Raw genomic sequence first — 26,597 nt, 5'->3', positions numbered from 1 at the left:
TTTATGCAATCCATATTAAGCATCGCCGTTCATCCAGCTGCTATTAAAATTACGAAGAACTTCATCTGCTGGAAAAGCATCTTTTCCTGTATGCTTTATTGCTTCATGAACTTGCTTTTGTGTTAAATGATCGCAGATATAATATTTAATTGCTTCATTAATTACTGAGTCCCAATCCTTTTCGGAACGATTTAAGTAGTAATTGAGTAGACGGTCAGTTTCATCATTAATAGAAAAACTTCGTTTAGCCATAATTTTTCTCCCTTGTTATCTTCTTTATCATTATATCATGTTCTTTATCGAATCAATGATTCCCGAATTTTGTATTTTTTGCGATATTTTAATGAAAAATGATAGGTTTCTTTTTATATTTAATTTAAACTAAAGGTTAGACTTAAAGAACTAAGGATTAGAGAAATATGGAGAAAATAATTTTTAAAACTATCGTTCGACTTCGGAGACTAGCGTTTTTTAGAGTAGCAGATCGAACTTTGATGATGCTAATGCCTTTGGCCGTTGTCGGAAGTATTTTCCAATTTTTATGGCAGAGTGTTTTTTCACCTACAAGTTTGATATCAAATATTTTCTATTTTGATAAATGGTTGCCTGACCATTTGTTTAATGCGGCATGGTATTCCTGTCAAGGCATTACCAGTGTAATATTTGGCACTTTTGGTTTGTTTACCGCCTATTTTTCAGCTCAGTATACTGCTCGTCTTTATCAAAAAGATGCTCAAATGGCTGGAGTTTCAGGAATGTTAGCGTTGCTTTTGTGTGCGTATCGTTTTAGAGACACGAGAGATTTTCAGCTTTCTTTTAATTGGCGTTTTTTAAATATTAATAGCTTTTTATTTGCCCTTTTAATAGGTTTTGGTACTGGGCTTATTTTTAGATTTTTAGGAGTTGAGTATCACCATCGGCATACAGAGAGCGCACAGCAAATTAAGCAAAGAGCCTTTGATTCTTTCCGCCCAATGCTTGCAACTTGGGTAATTGGCTTAATAGTTGGAATTTTAACTAGTTTGGTGCATGTGCGTGTAGTAGCAACTAATTTTTATCAATTTTTCCAAAGTCAAGGTCAGAATAATTTAAACTTAGGAGTATTTATTCCTTTATTGCTCTTGGCACTTCTACTTAATTGGCTAGGAATTGGTCAACCTTTAGCATCTTTGACGGCAGGTAGCGATAGTGCGACTAATGTTGCTAATCTGAACTATGCTTTAACTCATGGTTCAAGCTGGAATGTACCTAATCCTTATATTGGTAATTCTTTATATCAATCTTATGGAAAATTTGGCGGTAGCGGTTTAACTTTAGTTTTATTAATTGGTATTTTAATTTTTATTAAAAAAAGCAGCATTGTTAGAGTGGCACGCTGGAGCTTTATACCGACATTATTCGGTTCTAATCAGGGTGCTTTTCTAGGTATACCTATTATGCTTAATCCACTATTTTTATTTCCATATGTAATTTTGCCAGTTATGAATATGCTTTTAGCTGCTAGCATGATTGCAGTCCATTTGGTTCCAGCTTCGGCTTATAATGTCTTATCTGGCACACCAGGCCCCTTAGTAGCATTTATTGCTACAAATGGAACGTGGCAAGCTTTAGTATTTTCGATGTTACTCTTTGCTTTGGATATTTTGTTATATTTACCGATCATTAAAATGTCTAAGGATGTCCAGGATGAAATTGATTTGTTAAATGATAAGGAGGCGGGGTATAAACATGTTAAATAAAAAAAGGGTGTCAAAAAACCGCCTACTTTTACTAGGAACATTTATTTTTTTAATAGTTTTGTCCATTCCTACTTTTTTCTGGATCAAAAGTGCCAATCATGATTTAGCTGAAAGAAGAAAATCACAAATGTCACCAGTCATTATGATTCCGGGCTCTAGTGCTACGACTGAACGATTTAATGAATTAGTTAATTTACTGAATAAAGATACTTTTAAAAAGCATAGTTTATTGAAAATTCAAGTAAAAAAGGATGGAACGCTGAAATATAGTGGAAAAATCAACCGTAATGATAATGAGCCTTTTATTGTTGTAGGTTTTGAAAACAATCATGATGGCTATGCTAATATTAAAAAACAAGCCGGTTGGTTTGATGAAGCATTTGCGCAACTTAGTCAGCAGTACAAATTTAATAATTTTAAGGCCTTTGGACATTCTAATGGGGGATTGATTTGGACTTATTGGCTAGAAAATTATTATGACGATTATAGTGATGAAATTCGGATCAAGAAATTAATGACCTTAGGTACTCCGTATAACTTTAATGAAAGTAATATTGATTATAAGACTGAAATGTTAAATGATTTTATTAAGAATCGAAAGAAAATACCACAGAACTTAGATGTATATTCTGTATCAGGCGGACAGAATTATGAATCTGATGGGTTGGTTCCAGAAAGTAGTGTAGCTGCAGGAAAATATATTTTCCAAAATCAAGTAAAACATTATACTACGATGACTGTTACTGGAGCTGATGCTCAGCACTCATCATTGCCGCAGAATAAGCAAGTAGTTCAGCTAATTGAACAATACTTGCTTGAAAGCACTATTGGAGATAACACGCAAGGAAATGGTCAAAGACCAAGAGGAAGTCGAAAAAAGCAAGACCAAAAGTTAAATAATTAAAAGATTGGAAAAATAATAAAAACAAATAATTTAGAAACAAATCTGACATATTAATTCACAAATTATTTAAGCACAATGCACTTTGAATAGCGTATTGTGCTTCTTTTGTTCACAAATTAAAATAATCTGTGGAAAAAACATGATATAATATTTGGCTTTCTGTGGATAACCTGTTATAATAAAAAATGTGAGTAGTTAGCACTCATTAGTTACAAGTGCTAAAATTTTTGAGAATATGAGGAGTGTGTAAAGCATGGCATACTTTGACAATGGAAACTACAATTTTGATGATTTGTTTAATGAATTAAACAGAGACTTTTTCAATGATGGAAGAATGACCAATGGTCAACAACCAATGAGATATAGTGCTGGTCAAGCACCTCAACAAGGAGCACAAAATGGCCAACAACAAAAGGAAAAGCCAATTGGTGTTGATTTAACTGAACAAGCTAAAAAGGGTAAATATGATCCTGTCATTGGACGTACAGCTGTTATTGACCAAGTTATTGAAATTTTAAGTAGACGTAAGAAGAACAATCCTGTTTTAACTGGACCTGCTGGTGTTGGTAAAACTTCAGTAGTTGAAGGCTTAGCTCAAAGAATCGTTGATGGAGACGTTCCTGAAAAACTTAAGAACGCCCACATTATTGAGTTGAACATTAATGAATTAGTTGCAGGTACTTCTCTTCGTGGTAGTTTTGAAGAAAAATTAAAGAAGATTATTGATAAAGCTAAGGGTGACAAGAATGTTATTCTCTTTATCGATGAATTACATAATATTGTTGGGGCAGGTTCTACTGACTCAGAAAACAATTCTGGGGATGCTGCTAATATTTTGAAACCAGCATTAGCAAGTGGTGAAATTCGTGTGATTGGTGCAACTACTACTAGTGAGTACCAACAAATCGAAAAGGATCCAGCTTTAGCTAGAAGATTCCAACCAGTTCAAGTACCAGAACCAACGATTGAAGATGCTGTTCAAATTTTGAAAGGCTTAGCTCCAAGATATGAGAAGTATCACAACGTAAAATACGATCCAGAAGCATTAAAGCTTGCTGCTGAACTTTCAAATCGTTACATCAATGATCGTCATTTACCAGATAAGGCCATTGATTTAATGGATGAAGCTGGTGCTAAGAAGTCCTTAGGGATGGATCAAAAGGATGAAACTTCAATCAAGAATAAGATTCATGCCTTAGAAGGTAAAAAGGCAGAAGCAGCTAAAAATGAAAAATATGATGAAGCTGCTAAGCTTAAGAAAGAAATTGAAGACCTCAAGAAAGATCTCAAGACTGCGGGTAAAGCTAGTGAACTTAAAGTTACACCAGAAGATATGTACTCTTTGATTCAAACTAAGACTGGTATTCCAATGAGTGAAATTAATGCAAATGAAGCTCAAAAGAACGCTAACTTAGCTGCTGACTTGAAGAAGGTTGTCATTGACCAAGATAAGGCCATTGATATCATCACTGATGCAATTGCTCGTAAGCAAGTATTTAAGGATTCTAACCGTCCAACTGGTTCATTCTTACTTACTGGTCCTACTGGTGTTGGTAAGACTGAATTGGCTAAGCAGTTAGCAATTAAGTTGTTCGGTAAGGCTGATGCCTTAGTACGTTTGGATATGTCAGAATACCAAGACCAAATGGCTGTTAACAAGTTAATTGGTTCAGCACCAGGTTATGTTGGTTATGGTGAAGGCGGACAATTGACTGAAAAGATTCGTCACCAACCATATTCTTTGATATTGCTTGACGAAATTGAAAAGGCAAACCCACAAGTCTTCAATGCCTTACTTCAAATTATGGATGATGGTCGCTTGACTGATGCACAAGGCAGAACAATTTCCTTCAAGGATACTATCATCATCATGACTTCAAACGCTGGATACTCTGACAAGTTACTTAAGGGTGACGATCAAGATGCTTTACGTAAGGCACTTGAAGTTTACTTCAGACCAGAATTCTTGAACCGTCTTGATGCAATTGTGCCATTCAATTCATTGACTAGCGAAGATATGCTTAAGATTTTAGATCTTTACTTAGCTAAGATGGAGAAATCACTTGCTAAGAGAAACATCAAACTTCATGTTACTGCTGATGCTAAGAAGTACTTGGCTAAGAAGGGATATGATAAAGAATTCGGTGCTCGTCCATTGAGAAGAGTTGTTGAACAAGATCTTGAAACCCCAGCTGCTAAGTTAATTGTTTCTAAGCCTGATACTAAGGAAGTTAAGTTCACCATCGACGATAAGCACTTATACTTAAATGGTGAAGTACTTGAAGACGTATTGTTTGATAAAGAAACACGCGAACAAGAAAAGAAAGACGTTAAAGAAGCTGAAAAAGCTGATAAAAAAGAAAATAAATAGTTAATACTATTTTGCTTGAAAAGAGACGGTGGATTAATTCACCGTCTCTTTTTTTAATTAATTTTAATTATAGGGTAGAATTCCCGACAAAATCAGGTATAATAATTAAAAATAAATTAAGGAGAATTGGAATGAAAAATTTCTTTAAGAAAGTTCCAGTAAATACTTTTTTAAAAGCGGATTCTCGCTTAACTAGACATTTAAATGCACGTGATTTAGTTGCACTGGGAATTGGGGCAGTTATTGGAACAGGCATTTTTATTTTACCTGGTCATGAAGCTGCTCAACATGCTGGACCTGCTGTTGCGATTTCGTTTTTGCTAGCGGCAATTGTTTCTGGTATGGTTGGAATGGCATATGCTGAGTTCTCCTCTGCTATGCCAGTGGCTGGATCTGCTTATTCTTTTGGCTCAGTGATTTACGGAGAAATTGTGGGTTGGATAATCGGATGGGGACTACTATTAGAATATTTCTTGGCTGTTTCTGCCGAAGCAACAGGTTTTGCTTCTTATTTTAATAATAATATTTTGGCGCCAATTGGTATTCATTTGCCTAAGGCTCTTGAAGCGGGACCAATGGAGGGCGGAGTAATTAATCTTTCTGCAGTCTTGATTGTCTTGATTGTAGCTCTAATTTTATATCAAGGCGCTAATTTATCGAAACGGGTAGAAAACATAGCAGTAATTATTAAGGTTGCTATTATCATTTTGTTTATTGTGATTGGACTTTTCTATATTAAGGCAGAAAATTATGTTCCTTTTTATCCTAAGAAATTTCAAACTCCGCCATTAGGAATGGGTGGAATTTCTACAGCAGCAGCGACAGTATTCTTTGCTTTCATTGGCTTTGACGCTTTAGCAGCTAATAGTGCTGAAACTAAAGATCCTGCTAAAAATGTAGTTAAAGGAATTATGGGAACAGTAATTATTGCAGTATTACTTTATGTTAGTTTTTCTTTAGTTTTGACTGGGATGGTCAACTATAAGCGATTAAATGTTGACGATCCAGCGGCATATGCACTAAAAGTTGTCGGATTAACTGCTTGGAATAAGTTAATCACAGTTGGGGCGTTGGTAGGAATTTTTACGGCAATGATTACAATGCTACTAGGTGGATCAAGATTACTCTATGCTTTAGGAAGAGATGGATTATTACCTGACTCAATGGGGAGTGTACATGCTAAAAAGATGATTCCTGATCATGCTGTAATCGTTTCTACTATAGTAGCAGCTATTTTTGCTGGGTTAGTCCCATTGATGGAATTAGCGTCTTTAATAAATGCTGGCACTTTAATTGCTTTTGCTTTAATATCTTTTGGAATTATTCCGCTTCGTCATAGAAAAAATATTGTAAATAATGGATTCAAAATGCCATTTTATCCGGTTTTACCAATAATATCTGGATTGCTGAGCGTATATTTCATCTGGATGCTGCCAAAAATGACAAAAATTATGGTAGGAATTTGGTTAATAGCTGGAATAGTTGTATATGTAACGTATGGTGTAAGACATTCTAAATTACAAAAACAATAAAAGGTCTCACAAAATGAGACCTTTTTTAGCACTCTAAAAAAATATTGCTAATTTTTAGAAAAAAGGGGTTGACGAAAAGGAGAAAAGTCTGTAAAGTAATACATGCTGTTTGAGGCAAGCAAGAAGCAGAGCGAGGAGGCAAAACGAGAAGCTTGTCAAGAGAGCAGAAAGATGATAATATTATAAAGCTGTCATTTGAGAGAGATGAGAAAGAGAAAAAAGACTTGTCAAAACTCAAGAGGCATGATATAATATAAAAGTTGTCACACGGCAACGGTAGTACCTTGAAAACTGAACAAAGTTTCGCTGAAAGTGTGCGGGATATAAAAATCCCAAACAAAAGCGAAGTCAATTCGCAAGCAATAAATTTGAGATAACTCAAAGAAAGTTTTAGAGCTAAACGATAAAAAGCTCATTTTCAAGAAGGAAAATGAGAGTTTGATCCTGGCTCAGGACGAACGCTGGCGGCGTGCCTAATACATGCAAGTCGAGCGAGCTTGCCTAGATGAATTTGGTGCTTGCACCAAATGAAACTAGATACAAGCGAGCGGCGGACGGGTGAGTAACACGTGGGTAACCTGCCCAAGAGACTGGGATAACACCTGGAAACAGATGCTAATACCGGATAACAACACTAGACGCATGTCTAGAGTTTAAAAGATGGTTCTGCTATCACTCTTGGATGGACCTGCGGTGCATTAGCTAGTTGGTAAGGTAACGGCTTACCAAGGCAATGATGCATAGCCGAGTTGAGAGACTGATCGGCCACATTGGGACTGAGACACGGCCCAAACTCCTACGGGAGGCAGCAGTAGGGAATCTTCCACAATGGACGCAAGTCTGATGGAGCAACGCCGCGTGAGTGAAGAAGGGTTTCGGCTCGTAAAGCTCTGTTGGTAGTGAAGAAAGATAGAGGTAGTAACTGGCCTTTATTTGACGGTAATTACTTAGAAAGTCACGGCTAACTACGTGCCAGCAGCCGCGGTAATACGTAGGTGGCAAGCGTTGTCCGGATTTATTGGGCGTAAAGCGAGTGCAGGCGGTTCAATAAGTCTGATGTGAAAGCCTTCGGCTCAACCGGAGAATTGCATCAGAAACTGTTGAACTTGAGTGCAGAAGAGGAGAGTGGAACTCCATGTGTAGCGGTGGAATGCGTAGATATATGGAAGAACACCAGTGGCGAAGGCGGCTCTCTGGTCTGCAACTGACGCTGAGGCTCGAAAGCATGGGTAGCGAACAGGATTAGATACCCTGGTAGTCCATGCCGTAAACGATGAGTGCTAAGTGTTGGGAGGTTTCCGCCTCTCAGTGCTGCAGCTAACGCATTAAGCACTCCGCCTGGGGAGTACGACCGCAAGGTTGAAACTCAAAGGAATTGACGGGGGCCCGCACAAGCGGTGGAGCATGTGGTTTAATTCGAAGCAACGCGAAGAACCTTACCAGGTCTTGACATCCAGTGCAAACCTAAGAGATTAGGAGTTCCCTTCGGGGACGCTGAGACAGGTGGTGCATGGCTGTCGTCAGCTCGTGTCGTGAGATGTTGGGTTAAGTCCCGCAACGAGCGCAACCCTTGTCATTAGTTGCCATCATTAAGTTGGGCACTCTAATGAGACTGCCGGTGACAAACCGGAGGAAGGTGGGGATGACGTCAAGTCATCATGCCCCTTATGACCTGGGCTACACACGTGCTACAATGGACGGTACAACGAGAAGCGAACCTGCGAAGGCAAGCGGATCTCTGAAAGCCGTTCTCAGTTCGGACTGTAGGCTGCAACTCGCCTACACGAAGCTGGAATCGCTAGTAATCGCGGATCAGCACGCCGCGGTGAATACGTTCCCGGGCCTTGTACACACCGCCCGTCACACCATGAGAGTCTGTAACACCCAAAGCCGGTGGGATAACCTTTATAGGAGTCAGCCGTCTAAGGTAGGACAGATGATTAGGGTGAAGTCGTAACAAGGTAGCCGTAGGAGAACCTGCGGCTGGATCACCTCCTTTCTAAGGAAGGCGAAAGATGATGGAGAGTGCGAGAGCACTAAAGAGAAGTCATCGAGAAAGCCAAGCGGAAGCACACTGAGAAACTTTGTTTAGTTTTGAGGGTATTACCTCAAACAACTTGAATAACAAGCCAAGCACAATCGGGCCTATAGCTCAGCTGGTTAGAGCGCACGCCTGATAAGCGTGAGGTCGATGGTTCAAGTCCATTTAGGCCCATTCAAAGTGAAAGCTTTGATAAAAGGCAATGATGGGGGCTTAGCTCAGATGGGAGAGCGCCTGCTTTGCACGCAGGAGGTCATCGGTTCGATCCCGTTAGCCTCCATTGAGACCTTGTGTCTCAAGGGTTAGTACATTGAAAACTGAATATAATCTAAAGCAAAAAACCGAGACAATCGAAAAAACAGATTGAAGAGCGACCGAGAAGAGAGAGAAACTCAACTTGAAATAGGTCAAGTAGAAAAGGGCGCATGGTGAATGCCTAGGCACTAGAAGCCGATGAAGGACGTGACGAACCACGAAAGGCTTCGGGGAGCAGTAAGTAAGCGATGATCCGGAGATATCCGAATGGGGGAACCCAATACCGCGAGGTATTATCAAGAGCTGTTAAGGCTGTTGAAGGAAGACGCAGTGAACTGAAACATCTAAGTAGCTGCAGGAAGAGAAAGAAAAATCGATTTCCCAAGTAGCGGCGAGCGAACAGGAAAGAGCCCAAACCAGCTGGCTTGCCAGTTGGGGTAGTAGGACTGCAATAAAGTACTTGAAGCGATAGCAGAATTATCTGGAAAGATAAGCCAGAGAGGGTGAGAGCCCCGTAAGCGAAATTGCAGAGAGACTTAGCAGGATCCTGAGTAGGTCGGGACACGAGGAATCCCGATTGAAACCGCGAGGACCATCTCGCAAGGCTAAATACTAACTAGTGACCGATAGTGAACCAGTACCGTGAGGGAAAGGTGAAAAGAACCCCGGAAGGGGAGTGAAAGAGAACCTGAAACCGTGTGCCTACAAGTAGTCAAAGCACATTAAAGTGTAATGGCGTGCCTTTTGTAGAATGAACCGGCGAGTTACGTTATGGTGCAAGGTTAAGTCAGAAAAGACGGAGCCGGAGCGAAAGCGAGTCTGAAGAGGGCGAGAGAGTATCATGACGTAGACCCGAAACCAAGTGACCTACCCATGACCAGGTTGAAGGCGTGGTAAAACACGCTGGAGGACCGAACCCACGTGAGTTAAAAATCGCGGGGATGAGTTGTGGGTAGCGGTGAAATTCCAAACGAACTTGGAGATAGCTGGTTCTCTCCGAAATAGCTTTAGGGCTAGCCTCGTGTGAATGATAATGGAGGTAGAGCGCTGTTTGGACTAGGGGCCCGTCAGGGGTTACTGAATCCAGATAAACTCCGAATGCCAGATATCAATGCACGGGAGTCAGACTGCGAGTGATAAGATCCGTAGTCGAAAGGGAAACAGCCCAGATCACCAGTTAAGGTCCCCAAATCTATGCTAAGTGGAAAAGGATGTGGAGTTGCGTAGACAACTAGGATGTTGGCTTAGAAGCAGCCACCATTTAAAGAGTGCGTAATAGCTCACTAGTCGAGTGACGCTGCGCCGAAAATGTACCGGGGCTAAGCATAGTACCGAAACTGTGGATGCATATCAAAGGATATGCGTGGTAGGAGAGCGTTCTAAGTGCGGAGAAGTTAGATCGAGAGGACTAATGGAGCGCTTAGAAGTGAGAATGCCGGTATGAGTAGCGAAAGATAGGTGAGAATCCTATCCGCCGAAAGACTAAGGTTTCCTGGGGCAGGCTCGTCCGCCCAGGGTAAGTCGGGACCTAAGGTAAGGCCGAGAGGCGTAGCCGATGGACAACAGGTAGAGATTCCTGTACTGAAATTGTTCGATAAGAGCAAAGGAGGGACGCAGGAGGCTAATGACGCATGTAGCTGGAAAAACATGTGCAAGCAGTAAGAAAAAAGATGAGTCAAATGCTTATTTTTAGATTTCAAGCTGTGACGCGGAGTGAAATCAAAGTAGCGAAGGTCATGATGTCACACTGCCAAGAAAAGCTTCTAGCCAGAGCAATTTTACCCGTACCGCAAACCGACACAGGTAGTCGAGTGGAGAACACTCAGGTGAGCGAGAGAACTCTCGTTAAGGAACTCGGCAAAATGACCCCGTAACTTCGGGAGAAGGGGTGCTGATGGTAAAAGATCAGCCGCAGTGAATAGGCCCAAACAACTGTTTATCAAAAACACAGGTATCTGCAAAATCGTAAGATGACGTATAGGTGCTGACACCTGCCCGGTGCTGGAAGGTTAAGAGGAGAGCTTAGCGTAAGCGAAGGTTTGAATTGAAGCCCCAGTAAACGGCGGCCGTAACTATAACGGTCCTAAGGTAGCGAAATTCCTTGTCGGGTAAGTTCCGACCTGCACGAAAGGTGTAATGATTTGGGCACTGTCTCAACGAGAGACTCGGTGAAATTATAATACCCGTGAAGATGCGGGTTACCCGCGACAGGACGGAAAGACCCCATGGAGCTTTACTGTAGCTTGATATTGAGTATTTGTTAAACATGTACAGGATAGGTAGGAGCCAGAGAAAGTAGGACGCTAGTCTTACTGGAGGCAATGTTGGGATACTACCCTTGTTTGATGGATCCTCTAACTCGCAGAGCTGAGCGTTCTGGAGGACAGTGTCAGGTGGGCAGTTTGACTGGGGCGGTCGCCTCCTAAAATGTAACGGAGGCGCCCAAAGGTTCCCTCAGAATGGTTGGAAATCATTCGCAGAGTGTAAAGGTATAAGGGAGCTTGACTGCGAGAGGTACACCTCGAGCAGGGACGAAAGTCGGGCTTAGTGATCTGGTGGTACTGCATGGAAAGGCCATCACTCAACGGATAAAAGCTACCCTGGGGATAACAGGCTTATCTCCCCCAAGAGTTCACATCGACGGGGAGGTTTGGCACCTCGATGTCGGCTCGTCGCATCCTGGGGCTGAAGTCGGTCCCAAGGGTTGGGCTGTTCGCCCATTAAAGCGGCACGCGAGCTGGGTTCAGAACGTCGTGAGACAGTTCGGTCCCTATCCGTCGTGGGCGTAGGAAATTTGAGAGGAGCTGTCCTTAGTACGAGAGGACCGGGATGGACATACCGCTGGTGTACCAGTTGTCTTGCCAAAGGCATCGCTGGGTAGCTATGTATGGAAGGGATAAGCGCTGAAAGCATCTAAGTGCGAAGCCCCCCTCAAGATGAGATTTCCGATGCGCAAGCAGTAAGACACCTTAAAGACGATGAGGTAGATAGGCTAGGAGTGGAAGCATGGCGATATGTGGAGCGGACTAGTACTAATCAGTCGAGCACTTGACCAAAGCTCAAAGGTTTAGAGCGGAAGATTATATTCAGTTTTGAGTGTAAAAGCTCAGAAAGAGTACGGTGGCGATGGCAAGAAGGATACACCTGTTCCCATGCCGAACACAGAAGTTAAGCTTCTTAACGCCGAGAGTAGTTGGTGGGAAACTGCCTGCGAGGGTAGGCAGTCGCCGTGCTCTTTTTTAATATTCCGGCTTAGCTCAGTTGGTAGAGCACCTGACTGTTAATCAGGTTGTCGTCAGTTCGAGTCTGACAGCCGGAGTAAGTAAATGAAGAAATGAAAGAGAGAGAACGAAAATATTTTCATTCTCTCTTTTTTTATTCTGTATAGATATTATTTTTTGAATTTTTTTGCTATTATGCAAGCATTTTCAGCAAAAAAATGGTATGATATTAAAAGTAAACGTATACATTTATTCCGCTATAAAGTATTCGTGAAGATATTTTGATTAAGGGGGAAATCAAATGGTAGGAATTGTCCTAGCTAGTCACGGTGGCTTTGCTGATGGAATTTTTCAATCTGCTGAGATGATTTTCGGTAAGCAAGAAAATCTTGCTCATGTGATTTTGAAGCCGGATGAAGGTCCTGATGATATTAGAGCTAAGATGGAAAAGGCGGTTGCTTCTTTTGATGATCAAGACCAAGTCTTGTTTTTGATCGATTTATGGGGAGGTACGCCATTTAACCAAGCAAACAATCTTGTTAAAGAACATGAAGATACTTGGGCTATTGTTTCTGGTATGAACTTACCAATGGTTATTGAAGCTTTAGGTCAAAGAATGGGAAGTGATAATGCCCATGATATTGCCAAAGCCATTGTTAAGCCAGGTCGTGATGGAATTAAGACGCAACCTGAATCTCTTATGCCTAAAGAGACTACTGCTAAATCAGCTTCTAGTTCTGACGCACAGCCACAAGGTGCAATTCCAGAAGGCACTGTTATCGGTGATGGCCACATTAAATATGTTTTAGCTAGAATCGATTCACGTCTTCTTCATGGTCAAGTTGCAACTGGTTGGACTAAAGCAATGAATCCAAATCGGATTATTGTTGTTTCAGATAATGTTGCTAAGGATAAAATTCGTAAGACAATGATTAAGGAAGCCGCTCCAGCTGGTGTACCTGCAAACGTTGTTCCAATCGATAAAATGCTTAAAGTAGTAAAAGATCCACGGTTTGGAAATACTAAAGCATTAATTTTATTTGAAAATCCAGAAGACGCGCTTAAAGCTATTGAAGGTGGAATGGATATCAAAGAATTGAATATCGGTTCCATGGCTTATAGCGATGGTAAAGTTAATGTCAATACTGTTTTGGCAATGGATCAAAAAGATATTGATACATATAAAAAATTAAAAGATTTGGGCGTTAAGTTTGATGTCCGTAAAGTTCCTTCTGATGGTAAGCAAAATATGGATGAACTTTTGGAAAAAGCTCAAAAATTAGTTGATGAAAAGAAATAAATTATAGGGGGATTTTTATAAATGAATGCTATTCAGATGATTCTGGTAGTGATCGTTGCCTTCTTTGCAGGTATGGGAGGGATTCTTGACGAATTCCAATTCCATCAACCTCTAGTGGCATGTACTTTAATTGGTTTAGTTACTGGTAACTTAACTATAGGTATTATTCTTGGCGGTTCACTACAAATGATTGCTTTAGGTTGGGCTAATATTGGTGCTGCTGTTGCGCCTGATGCTGCTTTAGCATCTGTTGCTTCAACTATTATTTTGGTACAAGGTGGACAAGGACAAAAGGGTATTGGTACTGCTATTGGTATTGCTATTCCATTGGCTGTTGCTGGATTATTCTTAACTATGTTAGTTCGTACTATTTCAGTTGCTATTGTTCATATTATGGATAGAAAAGCAGAAGAAGCTAACTGGAAAGCTATTGATCGTTGGCAAATGATTGCTGTTGCTTTACAAGGTTTAAGAATTGCTATTCCAGCAGCTTTATTACTTGCCATTCCTGCTTCCGTTGTTCGGGCTGGCTTAAACGCAATGCCTGCATGGTTGAACGAAGGTATGACCATTGGTGGTGGTATGGTTGTTGCCGTAGGTTACGCAATGGTTATTAATATGATGGCTAGCCGTGAAGTATGGCCATTCTTCATTATTGGTTTCTGTTTAGCAGCTGTTAAGGAATTAACTTTGATCGCTCTTGGTGGTATTGGTATTTCACTTGCTATTATGTACCTTGCTCTTGAAGGTTCTAAGGGTGGAAACAATAATAACTCTAATTCTGGTTCAGGCGACCCATTGGGCGACATCCTGGATGACTATTAAAATTTGAGCGAGAGGAGGCTAATTATAAATGACTGAAACTGCAAAAAAGAAATTAACTTTAAGTAAATCAGATCGTATTAAGGTTTGGTGGCGTTCTACTTTCCTTCAAGGTTCATGGAACTATGAAAGAATGCAAAACGGTGGTTGGGCATACAGTTTAATCCCAGCCTTAAGAAAATTGTATCCAGAAAAGAAGGATTTATCTCTTGCATTAAAGAGACACTTGGAATTCTTTAACACACACCCTTACTTAGCATCACCTATTATTGGTGTTACTCTTGCTCTAGAAGAGGATAAGGCTAATGGTGCTGATGTTGATAACACCGCCATTCAAGGTGTTAAAGTTGGTATGATGGGTCCTTTAGCTGGTGTTGGTGATCCTGTATTCTGGTACACAGTTCGTCCTATTATTGGATCATTAGGTGCTTCACTTGCTTTGAGCGGAAACATCTTAGGTCCTATCTTATTCTTTGTATTATGGAATGTAATTCGTATGGCATTCTTATGGTACACTCAAGAAATGGGTTACAAAGCTGGTACTAAGATTACTGAAGATGCTTCAGGTGGTTTATTACAAAAGATCACTCGTGGTGCCTCAATGATGGGTATGTTTGTTATCGGTGCCTTAATTGAACGTTGGGTAACGATTAACTTTAAGCCAGTTGTTTCAAGTGTTCCACTTCAAAAGGGTGCTTACATCGATTGGAACGCTCTTCCAAAGGGAGCAGAAGGTATTCACAAAGCATTATCTGAATATAATTTAGGTAATGGTATGGCCTTAGATAAAATTAAGGAAACAACTTTGCAACAAAACTTAGATAGTTTAATTCCTGGTCTTGCTGCATTGCTATTAACTTTCTTATGTATGTGGTTACTAAAGAAGAAAGTTTCACCAATTGTTATTATTATTGGTATCTTCGTTGTTGGTATTTTAGGTCACGTAATTGGCTTACTATAACAATAATAAGTAAAAGACGGTCTGCTCTAGACCGTTTTTCTTATATATGAAAAGGTTTTTATATGGTTCAATCACTAAATACAAAATCAGAATATGTTGATACTGCGACTTGGTTTAGAGGAATTCCTACATATGGAAAAATTCTTGTTGGTGACAAGGGATTCGAATTCTATAGTGATAACAATCCTAATGATTATGTTCAGATTCCTTGGAACGAAGTAACTGTTGTAGTAGCAGATGTATATTTTGGTGGAAAATATATTCCACGATTTAAGATTTGCACTAAAAAAAATGGTAGTTTTATCTTTGCTGCAAGACATGTAAAGCCAACTTTGCGTGCTATTCGAAAGCATGTTCCAGCAAACAATATGAGAAGAGCTCTTACAATTTGGCAAAAGATCAAACGTAATTTTACACGAAATTAAAAAGGAACTTGGTTTTAGGACTGAGTTCCTTATTTTTTGTCAAAAAGTTCTTGGAATTGCTGCTTACCTGTATTAAAATGACATTAATCAATTTGTTGATATTTAAAACTAGCTCTCGAGTGACTGCTAGTTTTTTTTATAGGAGTGGCATTAAGTAATGGGAAATAAAAAGTCAATTCCGAAGTTAAAGCGTTCTATGACTGCTGGTCAAATGGAAATGATATCTTTGGGCGGTGCAATTGGGGTCGGATTATTTATGGGATCTACCTCTACAATAAAATGGACGGGACCATCCGTTTTATTAGCGTATATGTTTGTCGGCTTAATTTTATACATTGTAATGCGTGCCTTAGGAGAAATGCTATATGTAAATCCAGGTACTGGGTCATTTGCTGATTATGCAACTGAGTATGTGCATCCATTAGCTGGCTATCTAGCAGAGTGGGCTAATGTATTTGAATATATTGTTGTTGGAATGTCTGAAGTGGTAGCGGCAACTGAATATTTAAAATTTTGGTGGCCCAAGGTTAATGTCTTTTGGTCGGGAATAATTATCATTTTATTTCTAGTTTTAGCAAATTTAGCAAGTGCAAAAGCATATGCTTCTCTTGAATTTTGGTTTGCTATGATCAAAGTTGTAACTATTATTTTGATGATCATCTTGGGCTTCATTGTGATTTTCTTTGGTGTAGGTAATGGAGGAAAACCAACTGGTTTTAGCAATTTATGGTCACATGGTGGTTTCTTTACTGGTGGCGTAAAAGGCTTTTTCTTTTCAATGTCAATTATCGTTGGCTCTTACGAAGGAATAGAATTACTTGGAATTTCTGCTGGTGAAGTTGCTAATCCACAAGAAGCAATCATAAAAAGCGTCAAATCCGTTTTATGGAGAATTCTAATTTTTTATGTTGGAGCAATTTTTGTCATTGTTACCATTTATCCATGGAATGAATTAAGCAGTATTGGATCACCTTTTGTAACTACGTTTGCCAAAGTAGGAATTACAGCAGCAGCAAGTATCATTAATTTTGTGGTTTTGACGGCCGCATTATCAGGTGCAAATTCTGGAATTTATTCATCTAGTCGTATGCTCTTTAAATTAGCTCATGATGGGGATGCGCCTAAGACATTTGGTCATATATCCAAGCGTATTGTTCCTAATCATGCAATTTTAGGTATTTCCGGGGGAATATTGATTGGATTTGTTGTAAATATGATTGCTGCTACGATTAATAAATCTACGCAGGATTTATTTGTAATCGTGTTCTCGTCCTCAGTGTTACCAGGCATGATTCCATGGTTTGTAATTTTACTTGCAGAACTAAAATTTAGACATAATAATCAAGATTTGCTAGTTGATCATCCGTTTAAGTTGCCGCTATATCCTATTTCTAATTATTTCGCATTTTTAATGTTAATTGTTATTGTAGTATTTATGCTTATTAATCCAGAAACTCGGATTTCTGTACTAGTTGGAGCAGCGGTATTAATTATAGCTACAATTGTATATCTGATTCGTCATAGAAAGGATGGTGTTGATGGAAAATAAGAAAAATCATCCTCCTAAATTAAAAAGATCCATGACTGCAGGCCAAATGGAAATGCTCTCTCTCGGTGGGGCAATAGGTGTTGGCTTGTTCATGGGATCAACTTCAACTATAAAATGGACAGGACCTTCAGTATTATTAGCGTATATGTTTGTGGGGTTAATTTTATATATTGTAATGCGGGCACTTGGCGAAATGCTCTATGTTAGTCCTGGAACAGGTTCATTTGCTGATTATGCTACAGAATATATTTCTCCTTTAGCCGGATATTTGGCAGAATGGGCCAATGTTTTTCAGTACATTGTTGTTGGTATTTCTGAAGTTGTCGCTGCTACAGAATACTTAAAATTTTGGTGGCCCCAAGTTAGTGTGTTTTGGTCGGGTATCATTATTATTGCTTTCTTGCTATTAGCAAACTTGGCTAGTGCTAAAGCATATGGAGCTTTAGAATTTTGGTTTGCAATGATTAAAGTGGTAACAATTATATTAATGATTATTTTGGGTTTGCTGGTAATTTTACTTGGTGTAGGTAATCATGGAAAACCACTTGGTTTTAGTAATTTATGGTCGCATGGTGGTTTCTTCACGGGTGGAATGAAAGGCTTCTTTTTTTCAATGGCAATTATTGCAGGTTCTTATGAAGGAATAGAATTAATTGGAATTTCAGCTGGAGAAGTTGCAAATCCGCAAGAAGCAATAGTGAAGAGCGTAAAGTCTGTTTTATGGCGTATATTAATTTTTTACGTTGGAGCAATTTTTGTTATTGTCACCATTTATCCATGGAACCAGCTAAGTAATATTGGGTCACCATTTGTAGAAACTTTTACTAAGGTCGGAATTACAGCAGCGGCAGGGATTATCAATTTCGTTGTGTTAACAGCAGCCTTATCGGGTGCAAATTCTGGAATCTATTCCTCTAGTCGAATGCTCTTTAAATTGGCTCATGAAGGAGAAGCGCCAAAGATATTTGGTAAGCTATCAAAGCATATTGTTCCTGATCGTGCAATTATTGGTATTACTGTTGGTATTTTACTCGGCTTCGTTTTAAACCTAATTGTCTCAACAATGAATAAATCAATGGGAGAATTATTTGTCATCGTCTATAGTTCTTCAGTTTTACCAGGGATGGTAGCATGGTTTGTAATTTTGATTGCTGAATTAAAATTTAGAAAAAGTAATGCTCATTTGATGAATAAACATCCATTTAAGCTGCCGCTATACCCATATTCAAATTATTTTGCCTTTGTAATGTTGCTAATAATCGTTATTTTTATGTTTATTAATCCAGAAACTAGAGTTTCTGTTGCTGTGGGAGCCGGTGTCCTAGTATTAGCAGCAATTGTTTATGCAATTAAGCACCGAAAGAAAAAATAGCTTGTAAATCATCCTGTAAAAGGATGATTTTTTTATTGAAACAAAAAATTAGTGAACTGTGAGAAAAAAGTGCTAATTTTAACTTGTGGTATTTACGTAGTAGAATATATACTCTATAATTAAATCTAACTGGTAAAAAGTAAGTTAAAGGAGAGTGCAACATGAAACCAATAATTGGCATTTCTGGTTCTGTAATCATTGATGATAGTGGTATTTTTCCAGGTTATCGTCGTAGCTATGTTAATGAAGATTATGTTGATTCTGTTATCCAGAATGGCGGAATTCCTTATATTATTCCCTTTAATGAAAATGAAGAAGTGATTAAGGAACAACTTTTAAATGTGCAGGGTCTAATTTTATCTGGTGGACATGATGTTGATCCTCATAATTATAAGGAAGAACCAGAACAAAAATTAGGAGATATTTGGCCTGAACGAGATCAATTTGACATGCTATTGTTAAAGTTAGCTGAAGAAAACGGGGTCCCTGTTTTAGGAATTTGTCGTGGAGCGCAAATAATAAATGTGTATCACGGGGGAACGTTATACCAAGACTTAAGCTATAGAAAAGGAAAAACTTTAAAACACAATCAGGGACAAACGCCAACTTTACTTACTCATACTGTTGAAACAGTTGCAGGAACTAAGATTGCTGAATTGTTGGGAAAAGAAAAAATACAGACAAATTCTTTTCACCATCAATTAATTAAAGATGTTGCACCTGAGTTTAAGGTTTCAGCTCGTTGTGTTGATGGAGTAGTAGAAGCAATTGAAAATAAAGATGCTTCAGTGATTGCTGTTCAATGGCATCCTGAAATGCTTCACCGCGTTGTTTCTTATCAAAATAACTTATTTAAACATATTATTGATAATGCAAAAAGAGAGTAGAGAGAAGTTAATAATAGATGAATGAGAATGAAACAAGTAAATTAGGCTTTTGGTCGATTGTACTTTTAGCCATTAATTCAATTATTGGTTCAGGAATATTCTTGACGCCAGGTAGCGTTGTTCAACAGGCTGGATCAAAAGCGTTAATTGTATACTTTATAGCGGCAATTTTTGCTTCTATTTTAGCTGTTTCTTTTGCGGCGGCTGCAAAATATGTAACTAAATCTGGTGCTGCTTATGCATATTCAAAGGCAGCTTTTGGAAATAATGTAGGTTTCTATATGGGGATTTTACGTTACTTTTCTGCAAGTGTAGCTTGGGGTGTTATGGCAGTTGGAGTTATCAAATCAACAATTTCTATTTTTGGTGGTAATCCAAACAAAACGATGAGTGTGACCATTGGCTTTTTGATCTTAATGGCTGTTATTACGATCATTAACTTATTTGGTCAAAAGGTTGTTAAGTATGTCATGAATTTAGCAACACTTGGTAAGTTAGCTGCCTTAGTATTAATTATTGTTGCTGGAGTAGTATTATTAATTATGACTGGGGCTTCAAGCAACTTAAATGAAGTAGATCAAATTACTCAAAATGGTCAAAAGATTGTGCCAACTTTAACTACTACAGGCTTTGTAATGGCAATTGTATCAGCTTTTTATGCCTTTACTGGATTTGAATCCGTTGCTTCTGGTTCAGAGGATATGAAAAATCCAGCTAAGAATTTACCACGTGCTATTCCCTTAGCAATCATCGTAATTGCGATAGTTTATATAGGTGTTGTTGCAGTTGCGATGGTGCTTGATCCTAAGGCCTTGATGACAACTAAGCAGGTTGTAGCGATTGCAGCAATTTTTAAAAATGAGATTTTAAGGGATGTTATTCTAGTAGGTGCTTTAATTTCAATGTTTGGTATTAACGTTGCTTCTAGCTTTAATGCACCAAGAATCTTGGAAGCAATGGCGCGTGAAAACCAATTTTCAAAGAGTTTAACTAAGAGAACCAAGAATAATTTTCCAATTAGAACGTTCTTTATTTCAGTATTACTTGCAATTTTAATTCCAATGGCATTTGAATATAACATGGTTAACTTGATTACATTAAGTGCAATGGTACGTTTTCTAGGCTTCATTGTAGTTCCGTTAGCAGTTATCCAATTTTATCGTGGAAAGACTGCAGAACCTGTCTTAGATGCCCAGAAGAACATATGGACTGATATTGTTGTTCCAATTCTTTCAATCGTCTTAGTTATTTTCTTATTAGTTGAATATAACTGGAAAGCACAATTTGGTGTGGTTAATGCAAGTGGACAAGTAACTGGAATTAATTGGTATGCAATAGCAATGATGATTTTTGGATTTATTGTTTTACCATTAATTATGTTCATTATCTCTAGAAAAGATCGTAAGGCTAGTAAATAATTTAAGAAAGGACTACTAGGCAGTTTGGCTTAGGTAGTCCTTTTTTGTATACTGAAGAGAATATGTTAGTAATACTAGGAAGAAGTTAAACCACATGAAAGAAAAAGCACGCTATGCATTAATTGCGGAATTAGTCCTAAGTATAATTTTTTATATTTTTCTCTATCTTAATCCAGGTTTGAGACATCAATTATGGGTGCAACATAACGAAGTATTTTTATTAATCTTTTTCTCGCCAGTGTTAGTTTTGATGTTACTACTAGTTCTTTGGCAGAGAAAGCCACCTAAAGTTAATACTTTTAATCGCTGGTTGATGATTATCTTTTGGCCGTTATTGTCCTTAGGCGGCTGGATTGAACTAATGAATGCAGTAGCTAAAACTTGGCCACAAATGGGGATTTTAGTAGCAAGTGTCTTTTTACTAATCGGCTTAGTATGGTTAGTGCCTTTTATCATCGCAATAGCTGGGGATGTTAATTGGATTATTCCACGCATAATTCTTGTCTTTTTAATGATGGAAAATGTAATGGAAGCTAGCACATTAGGTCATATCCCGGGAAATAAATTCTTTAATACTATTATATCAACTGGTCTTTGGGCTGCCGTAGCTTATATCATTTTAGGCTGTTTTTTAGCACAGGGATGGGGCTATAGTTTTAACTTCAATTTGAAATTCCACAGATCAATTAATTTCTCTAACAGTGTATTGGTCTTTTTGATTGCTTTTGGGATTGTTGATATTTTGTGGAATGCATTTGGTGGACAGGGTAATAATCTATTTTCTATCCTTTTTTCCTATCATGCTGATCCAATGAAGTTTACTCTAAATAGTTTTAGCGAAGCAGCTGAAGCTGGGTTAATGGAAGAAATGAATCGGTACTTAATGATTATCATATTGCTATATGCTTTGAGAAAGAGCAAATGGCAGGTCCCAATAACTATTTTTATCAGTGCTTTGTTTTTCGGCTTACTTCATTTCGATAATTTGGGATGGCAAAAATTGGCACCAACTGTTGCTCAAGTTACATTTGCATTTGGAATAGGATTGTTTTTTGCGATTGTTTATTTATATACTGGTAAATTATGGCTGACAATGTTGATGCACTTCTTTATGGATTTTTTGATCTTTTTACAAGAAAATGGAGATCAACCTGGTACTTGGAATGGGAGCACAGGTGAATGGTTAGTTGCCATTATTTCAGTAGTCGTTCCGGTATGCATTTATTTGTGGATGATTACGGGAAAACGAAAGTTAGTAATGCAGGAAAATAGTAGGCGTATCTTACAACCAGTAACTAATAATTTAATGTATTAAAAAAGGAGTATCAACCGATACTCCTTTTTTATAACATTTGCATTCCAGCTGCTTCACATTTTTCAATCATTTTTGGAGGCCAGATGCTAGCTTGAACTTCTCCAATATGGGCTTTTCCGAGTAAAAGCATGCACAAACGAGATTGTCCGATTCCTCCGCCAATTGTATAAGGAAGCTCTCCGTTTAAAAGCATTTTATGAAATGGCAAAGCTGCTCTTTCTTCGGCATGGGCTTTTTTTAGTTGCGTTTTTAGTGATTCTTCACTGACACGAATTCCCATTGAAGAGATTTCTAATTTACGTTGTAAAGGTTCATACCAAAATAAGAGGTCACCATTTAATTGCCAATCATCGTAGTCTGGTGCGCGACCATCATGTGGCTTACCACTACGTTTTAGCTTATCTCCAATCTTCATTAAAAATACAGCTTTTTTCTCTTTAGCAATTTTATCTTCACGCTCATCAGGTGTTAAATCAGGCCAGCGGTCTTCGAGTTCTTGCGTAGTAATAAATGTAATTTCGCTAGGTAAACGATAAGTAGAGCTAGGGTAGCGGGCTGCAACTTCTTTTTCTGTCTCTTTGATTGCTTTAAAGATTTGCTTAACAGTATCTTTTAAGGTATCGATATTACGCTCATCTTTGGAAATGATTTTTTCCCAATCCCACTGGTCTACGTAAATTGAGTGGAAATTATCTAAATCTTCATCACGTCTAATTGCGTTCATATTAGTGTAAAGACCTTCATGCATTCCAAATCCGTAGCGCTTAAGTGCCAGACGTTTCCATTTGGCTAGTGAATGAACTACTTCAATTGTATCGTTAGGCATAGCTTTCATATCAAAAGAAACGGGGCGTTCAACACCATTTAAGTTGTCGTTTAATCCAGTAGATTTTTCAACAAACATTGGTGCTGACATTCGTTGAACATTTAATTTTTCAGCAATTTTGTCTTGAAAAGTTTCTCTAATGAAAACAATTGCGGCTTCAGTATCACGAATGGTTAGACTTGGTTGGTAGTCCTTAGGTAATATCAATGTCATAATTATATACTCCTTAGAAAAAATATTAAGAGTAAAGAAAAAGCCCTTCACTCCTGATGTTCTCAGGACGAAAGGCTTTTTTCCGCGGTACCACCTAAATTGTCTAAAAATAGACCAGCTTAATAGAGCACAATCATGCTCCTCGGCTTGATAACGTACCGATGACGGCGTAGCTTACTGTAATTTAGGCTAGCAGCACAGCGAAAAAGTGTTATTCGATAATTCAGGGTCTACTAGCTTCTCACTAACGCTAATTCACTGAAAGAATAAAATTATCTACTCGTCTCTTCATTGCTTTTTAATTTTTATATTAATTATATTTAAATCGATTTACTTTGAAAAAGCAAGAGGAAAAAGATAATTTTTTGGCAGTATGTTATGATGAGTCTTGCATAAGATTAGGAAAGTTGGAAAGATATGACGAAAAAGAGATTATGGACATGCTTAGCTGCTTTAGCTTGTGTTTTTTGGGGGATTTCGGGTTTATTTGCTAAGGGACTCTTTAATATCAGTGCAAGTATAACGCCGATTTGGATTTCTCAGGTAAGAATGGTATTAAGTGGAATTTTGCTTTTGATTTTTGCCCAGGTAACTGGAAAAAAGCCATTAAAAACAATGACTGATAAAAAAGATGCGATTACCGTTATTGCTTATGGGTTATTAGGTTTATTGCCTGTGCAATATTGTTACTTTATCGTGGTTCAACAGGCAAATGCTTCAGTTGCGACCGTTTTACAGTTTATTGGGCCATTTTTTGTCTTATTTTATATGGTAGTATTTGAACACCAAGTATTGCGGGCAGTAGATGTTATTGCAGCTATCGTCGCTTTTTTAGGTGTTTTCTTTTTAGCTACACATGGTCATTTTAATCAACTATCTTTGACCCCATCAGTCTTATTCTGGGGCCTTATTTCTGCAGTCGGCGTAGCTACTAATACTTTGATTCCACGTAGATTGCTTGATCATACTTCAAGTCTTGTAGTTACAGGTTGGGGATTACTTTTTTCAGGAATAGCTTTGGCACTTGCACATCCTGTATGGCCGAAGATTCCAAACAATATTAATATTTTTTGGCTGATGGCTGGCGTGATTGTAATAGGTACCTTAATTCCTTTTCAATGGATGATGGGCTCGCTTCGCTATATTAAACCATCAACTGCTAGTTTGTTAGATGCTTTTGAGCCGGTTTCAGCTACAATTGGTTCTGTAATTATTTTTGGATTGGTGATGGCGCCAATTGATTGGATTGGGTCAATTATGATTATTTGTGCCGTTTTAGCCCTTAACTGGGAACCCAAACATAAAAGATAAGAAAAAGCTTAGTTACTTGATAGCACACGTATTTGTGCAGTAACTAAGCTTTTTTGCTAACTAATTATTTCTTTTACTAATCTTGCTATGCTTATATCCATAAACGCAGTAAATAAATAATCCAAATAGGAACCAAATACCAGCAAAAATGTAAGTTTTAACTGATAAAAAGCACATCATTCCAATGCAGGCTAGGCCAGAAAGAATTGGAATTATTGGGTAAAATGGGACTTTAAAGTCGCCTTCAGGAATATCTTTTCTTCTGCGCAATAAAATGACGCCGAAAGATACGAAAGTAAAGGCAAGTAACGTTCCAATTGAAACTAAGCTAGTAAGTTCTTCTAGTGAAAATAACCCTCCCATTAAAGCAATAACGATGGTTACAATCCAAAGAGCATTTTCTGGAAGGCCATGCTTATCAATTTTTCCTAAAAAATTTGGCAATAATCCATCACGGCCAATAGAATAAATTAAACGTGAACTTGAATAGATCATGGTAAGCATCATTGTACTCATTCCCACAATTGCTCCAATTGATAAGAGGTCAGCTACCCAGCCTTGGTTAACTAATTTTAAAGCGTAGGCAACGGGATTTGCTACATCTAGCTGCTTGTAGTTTACCATTCCAGTTAAAACAACTGATACTCCCATATAAAGAAGGGCTGCCACAATTAAGGTACCAATGATTCCAATTGGCATATTTTTCTTAGGATTTTTAACTTCGGCAGCTGAGGATGAAACAACGTCAAAGCCTAGAAAGGCGAAAAAGACCGTTGTAGCGCCACGTAAAACACCAGTTGTACCATAGGGAGTGAAAGGTTGATAATTTTTCGGTTTAATGAAAAATAAACCAACACCAATGAATATAAATATAATAGCAATCTTAATTAAAACTGCTGCATTATTAAATTTCATGGATGTTTTCATTCCACGTGAGAGTAAAATTCCAATTAATAAAACACTGATAACCGCCCATAAATTTAGGTACGTACCATTTAGGGGATCAAACGGTCCTTCAAAATGATGTGGTATATGTAAACCAAAACTATGGAGCAGCGAATTAAAATAAGAAGCCCAGCCAGCAGAAACAGCCGCAACGGATAGCATATATTCTAGAATCAGTGCCCAGCCTAGAATCCAGCCAATGACTTCTCCATAAAGAATATTTCCATAGGAATAGGCTGAGCCAGCGACTGGGATGCTAGAGGAAAGTTCCGCATAACACATACTTGCTAGAGTACAAACTAAAGCTGCAACTAAAAATGATAAAGTTACACCAGGGCCAGCTTCTTTAGCGGCAACAGTACCTGGTAAAATAAAAATTCCAGTACCAATAACTGCGCCAATACCGATAGTTAATAAGTCAAAAGCCCCAAGCGTTTTGGCAAAGTGCTTATCAGTACCCAAATAACGCTTGAGGCTTTCTTTTCTAAACGGATTCAACTTCATTAGCAGTACGCTCCTTGTGACGTTCTAGAATCATCTTAACAATCGCATTTGCGACATTTGTATTTCGAAGCAAAGGTCCGTGAGAATATGAACCAATAAAGTTCTTGTAACGTAAGCCTTCAACTTTATCTTGTGGGTTATTACCATAGCCTTCAATCATTTCGCCGAAAGGATGAAGCATATCAGTATTATCAAAGTAAGTTTGTCCAGAGTGATTTTCAAAGGCCTTTACTTCGCCCCATTCAGTCATGTAACGAGTATCGCCAATCATCCGCTTATCAGCCTTAAAAACAGTATGAAGGGGCAGAATACCTAAGCCTTTGATTGTAATCCCAGAATTAGTCTTGTAATAATCTCCCATTAATTGATAACCACCACAGATACAAAGCATTGGATTACCAGCGTTGATATAGTTTTCAATTGTTTCTTTATGACGTGGCAGATCTTTAGCTACAACAGTTTGTTCAAAGTCTTGACCGCCGCCAAAGAATAAAAAGTCGTAGTCGTTAGCATTGAATTTGTCATCTAGAGAAATGTTATCAACTTCAGTTTGATAGCCTTGTTTGTCAAGTAAGTAACGAATTACTTTGACGTCACCTGAATCTCCATAAGTATTCATTAAGTCTTCATATAAGTATGCAATTTTAATTGTTTTATCTGCCATAATTATCATCCCTATTTAAATT

General features: G+C 38.3%; 18 protein-coding genes, 3 tRNA genes, 3 rRNA genes and 1 other annotated feature. Of the genes, 20 read left to right on the top strand and 4 right to left on the bottom strand.

Going from position 1 to position 26,597, the window contains the following annotated elements; genetic code table 11:
- Positions 1-15 precede the first annotated feature (15 nt).
- Entirely contained in the window at positions 16-252 is a 237-nt protein-coding gene (locus LpgJCM5343_RS08970; RefSeq protein WP_003649831.1) for a hypothetical protein, read from the bottom strand.
- A 167-nt stretch (positions 253-419) separates the two neighbouring features.
- Here LpgJCM5343_RS08970 and LpgJCM5343_RS08965 point away from each other — a divergent pair, with 167 nt between their 5' ends.
- The 19 genes from LpgJCM5343_RS08965 to LpgJCM5343_RS08875 all read left to right on the top strand — a co-directional run bounded on the left by LpgJCM5343_RS08965 (position 420) and on the right by LpgJCM5343_RS08875 (position 22,112).
- Entirely contained in the window at positions 420-1,739 is a 1,320-nt protein-coding gene (locus LpgJCM5343_RS08965; protein WP_101891045.1) for a PTS transporter subunit EIIC, read from the top strand.
- Positions 1,729-2,643, top strand: a complete 915-nt coding sequence (locus tag LpgJCM5343_RS08960; RefSeq protein WP_113576212.1) for an alpha/beta hydrolase — start codon at positions 1,729-1,731, stop codon at positions 2,641-2,643. The genes LpgJCM5343_RS08965 and LpgJCM5343_RS08960 overlap by 11 nt, the downstream gene beginning before the upstream one ends.
- Before the next feature lie 253 nt (positions 2,644-2,896).
- Positions 2,897-5,014 (top strand): ATP-dependent Clp protease ATP-binding subunit, encoded by a 2,118-nt coding sequence (locus tag LpgJCM5343_RS08955; RefSeq protein WP_003649834.1) that lies wholly within the window; start codon positions 2,897-2,899, stop codon positions 5,012-5,014.
- Between the two features lie 131 nt (positions 5,015-5,145).
- Positions 5,146-6,546 carry an APC family permease gene (locus LpgJCM5343_RS08950; protein WP_077959227.1) on the top strand — a complete coding sequence of 467 codons (1,401 nt, stop codon included), beginning with the start codon at positions 5,146-5,148 and terminating at the stop codon, positions 6,544-6,546.
- Positions 6,547-6,972: 426 nt separating this feature from the next.
- Positions 6,973-8,545: ribosomal RNA gene (locus LpgJCM5343_RS08945) — 16S ribosomal RNA — on the top strand.
- A 142-nt stretch (positions 8,546-8,687) separates the two neighbouring features.
- Positions 8,688-8,761 (top strand) — tRNA-Ile (locus tag LpgJCM5343_RS08940).
- A 33-nt stretch (positions 8,762-8,794) separates the two neighbouring features.
- A tRNA-Ala gene (locus tag LpgJCM5343_RS08935) sits at positions 8,795-8,867 on the top strand.
- A 125-nt stretch (positions 8,868-8,992) separates the two neighbouring features.
- Positions 8,993-11,898, top strand: a 23S ribosomal RNA gene (locus LpgJCM5343_RS08930).
- Between the two features lie 60 nt (positions 11,899-11,958).
- A 5S ribosomal RNA gene (gene rrf, locus LpgJCM5343_RS08925) occupies positions 11,959-12,075 on the top strand.
- Together the 16S, 23S and 5S rRNA genes with 3 tRNA genes alongside form the textbook arrangement of a ribosomal RNA operon.
- Positions 12,076-12,088: 13 nt before the next feature.
- A tRNA-Asn gene (locus LpgJCM5343_RS08920) sits at positions 12,089-12,161 on the top strand.
- Between the two features lie 203 nt (positions 12,162-12,364).
- Entirely contained in the window at positions 12,365-13,363 is a 999-nt protein-coding gene (locus LpgJCM5343_RS08915; protein ID WP_039157800.1) for a PTS sugar transporter subunit IIB, read from the top strand.
- Positions 13,364-13,384: 21 nt separating this feature from the next.
- Positions 13,385-14,188, top strand: a complete 804-nt coding sequence (locus tag LpgJCM5343_RS08910) for a PTS mannose/fructose/sorbose transporter subunit IIC (RefSeq protein WP_003649883.1) — start codon at positions 13,385-13,387, stop codon at positions 14,186-14,188.
- Between the two features lie 28 nt (positions 14,189-14,216).
- Entirely contained in the window at positions 14,217-15,146 is a 930-nt protein-coding gene (locus LpgJCM5343_RS08905) for a PTS system mannose/fructose/sorbose family transporter subunit IID (RefSeq protein WP_003649884.1), read from the top strand.
- A gap of 62 nt (positions 15,147-15,208) precedes the next feature.
- On the top strand, positions 15,209-15,571 hold the full coding sequence (locus LpgJCM5343_RS08900) for a DUF956 family protein (RefSeq protein ID WP_003649885.1): 363 nt from the start codon (positions 15,209-15,211) through the stop codon (positions 15,569-15,571).
- 157 nt (positions 15,572-15,728) lie between these two features.
- Positions 15,729-17,120: an amino acid permease gene (locus LpgJCM5343_RS08895; RefSeq protein WP_020807126.1), complete on the top strand. Its 1,392-nt coding sequence runs from the start codon at positions 15,729-15,731 to the stop codon at positions 17,118-17,120.
- Positions 17,110-18,492, top strand: a complete 1,383-nt coding sequence (locus tag LpgJCM5343_RS08890; protein ID WP_113576217.1) for an amino acid permease — start codon at positions 17,110-17,112, stop codon at positions 18,490-18,492. The genes LpgJCM5343_RS08895 and LpgJCM5343_RS08890 overlap by 11 nt, the downstream gene beginning before the upstream one ends.
- Before the next feature lie 161 nt (positions 18,493-18,653).
- The gene (locus LpgJCM5343_RS08885) at positions 18,654-19,379 is read left to right on the top strand and encodes a gamma-glutamyl-gamma-aminobutyrate hydrolase family protein (protein ID WP_003651826.1); all 726 of its coding nucleotides are present in this window, start codon (positions 18,654-18,656) and stop codon (positions 19,377-19,379) included.
- A 17-nt stretch (positions 19,380-19,396) separates the two neighbouring features.
- Entirely contained in the window at positions 19,397-20,797 is a 1,401-nt protein-coding gene (locus LpgJCM5343_RS08880; RefSeq protein WP_020807123.1) for an APC family permease, read from the top strand.
- Positions 20,798-20,891: 94 nt separating this feature from the next.
- Positions 20,892-22,112 (top strand): CPBP family intramembrane glutamic endopeptidase, encoded by a 1,221-nt coding sequence (locus tag LpgJCM5343_RS08875; RefSeq protein ID WP_101891078.1) that lies wholly within the window; start codon positions 20,892-20,894, stop codon positions 22,110-22,112.
- 28 nt (positions 22,113-22,140) lie between these two features.
- On the opposite strand, the gene asnA is transcribed toward LpgJCM5343_RS08875, so the two are convergent.
- Complete coding sequence (asnA, locus tag LpgJCM5343_RS08870) at positions 22,141-23,151, bottom strand: aspartate--ammonia ligase (protein WP_003651821.1); 1,011 nt, start codon at positions 23,149-23,151, stop codon at positions 22,141-22,143.
- A gap of 60 nt (positions 23,152-23,211) precedes the next feature.
- Positions 23,212-23,452 (bottom strand) — a binding site (T-box leader).
- 116 nt (positions 23,453-23,568) lie between these two features.
- Here asnA and LpgJCM5343_RS08865 point away from each other — a divergent pair.
- The gene (locus LpgJCM5343_RS08865) at positions 23,569-24,462 is read left to right on the top strand and encodes a DMT family transporter (protein ID WP_003651819.1); all 894 of its coding nucleotides are present in this window, start codon (positions 23,569-23,571) and stop codon (positions 24,460-24,462) included.
- 60 nt (positions 24,463-24,522) lie between these two features.
- On the opposite strand, the gene LpgJCM5343_RS08860 is transcribed toward LpgJCM5343_RS08865, so the two are convergent.
- A complete protein-coding gene (locus LpgJCM5343_RS08860; protein ID WP_039157784.1) occupies positions 24,523-25,911 on the bottom strand; it encodes an APC family permease in 1,389 nt (462 codons plus the stop codon).
- Positions 25,892-26,575 (bottom strand): type 1 glutamine amidotransferase, encoded by a 684-nt coding sequence (locus tag LpgJCM5343_RS08855; protein ID WP_035430244.1) that lies wholly within the window; start codon positions 26,573-26,575, stop codon positions 25,892-25,894. The genes LpgJCM5343_RS08860 and LpgJCM5343_RS08855 overlap by 20 nt, the downstream gene beginning before the upstream one ends.
- Positions 26,576-26,597 lie beyond the last annotated feature (22 nt).

It is taken from the genome of Lactobacillus paragasseri (genome assembly GCF_003584685.1).
GTDB lineage: Bacteria > Bacillota > Bacilli > Lactobacillales > Lactobacillaceae > Lactobacillus > Lactobacillus paragasseri.
The sequence above is the reverse complement of the archived record's forward strand: the minus strand, read 5'-3'. Positions and strand labels throughout refer to the sequence as shown.

Excerpts from the sequence above, each read along its gene's own strand:
- LpgJCM5343_RS08970 (WP_003649831.1), bottom strand. The coding sequence starts at position 252 with ATGGCTAAACGAAGTTTTTCTATTAATGATGAAACTGACCGTCTACTC.
- LpgJCM5343_RS08965 (WP_101891045.1), top strand. The coding sequence starts at position 420 with ATGGAGAAAATAATTTTTAAAACTATCGTTCGACTTCGGAGACTAGCG.
- LpgJCM5343_RS08960 (WP_113576212.1), top strand. The coding sequence starts at position 1,729 with ATGTTAAATAAAAAAAGGGTGTCAAAAAACCGCCTACTTTTACTAGGA.
- LpgJCM5343_RS08955 (WP_003649834.1), top strand. The coding sequence starts at position 2,897 with ATGGCATACTTTGACAATGGAAACTACAATTTTGATGATTTGTTTAAT.
- LpgJCM5343_RS08950 (WP_077959227.1), top strand. The coding sequence starts at position 5,146 with ATGAAAAATTTCTTTAAGAAAGTTCCAGTAAATACTTTTTTAAAAGCG.
- LpgJCM5343_RS08915 (WP_039157800.1), top strand. The coding sequence starts at position 12,365 with ATGGTAGGAATTGTCCTAGCTAGTCACGGTGGCTTTGCTGATGGAATT.
- LpgJCM5343_RS08910 (WP_003649883.1), top strand. The coding sequence starts at position 13,385 with ATGAATGCTATTCAGATGATTCTGGTAGTGATCGTTGCCTTCTTTGCA.
- LpgJCM5343_RS08905 (WP_003649884.1), top strand. The coding sequence starts at position 14,217 with ATGACTGAAACTGCAAAAAAGAAATTAACTTTAAGTAAATCAGATCGT.
- LpgJCM5343_RS08900 (WP_003649885.1), top strand. The coding sequence starts at position 15,209 with ATGGTTCAATCACTAAATACAAAATCAGAATATGTTGATACTGCGACT.
- LpgJCM5343_RS08895 (WP_020807126.1), top strand. The coding sequence starts at position 15,729 with ATGGGAAATAAAAAGTCAATTCCGAAGTTAAAGCGTTCTATGACTGCT.
- LpgJCM5343_RS08890 (WP_113576217.1), top strand. The coding sequence starts at position 17,110 with ATGGAAAATAAGAAAAATCATCCTCCTAAATTAAAAAGATCCATGACT.
- LpgJCM5343_RS08885 (WP_003651826.1), top strand. The coding sequence starts at position 18,654 with ATGAAACCAATAATTGGCATTTCTGGTTCTGTAATCATTGATGATAGT.
- LpgJCM5343_RS08880 (WP_020807123.1), top strand. The coding sequence starts at position 19,397 with ATGAATGAGAATGAAACAAGTAAATTAGGCTTTTGGTCGATTGTACTT.
- LpgJCM5343_RS08875 (WP_101891078.1), top strand. The coding sequence starts at position 20,892 with ATGAAAGAAAAAGCACGCTATGCATTAATTGCGGAATTAGTCCTAAGT.
- asnA (WP_003651821.1), bottom strand. The coding sequence starts at position 23,151 with ATGACATTGATATTACCTAAGGACTACCAACCAAGTCTAACCATTCGT.
- LpgJCM5343_RS08865 (WP_003651819.1), top strand. The coding sequence starts at position 23,569 with ATGACGAAAAAGAGATTATGGACATGCTTAGCTGCTTTAGCTTGTGTT.
- LpgJCM5343_RS08860 (WP_039157784.1), bottom strand. The coding sequence starts at position 25,911 with ATGAAGTTGAATCCGTTTAGAAAAGAAAGCCTCAAGCGTTATTTGGGT.
- LpgJCM5343_RS08855 (WP_035430244.1), bottom strand. The coding sequence starts at position 26,575 with ATGGCAGATAAAACAATTAAAATTGCATACTTATATGAAGACTTAATG.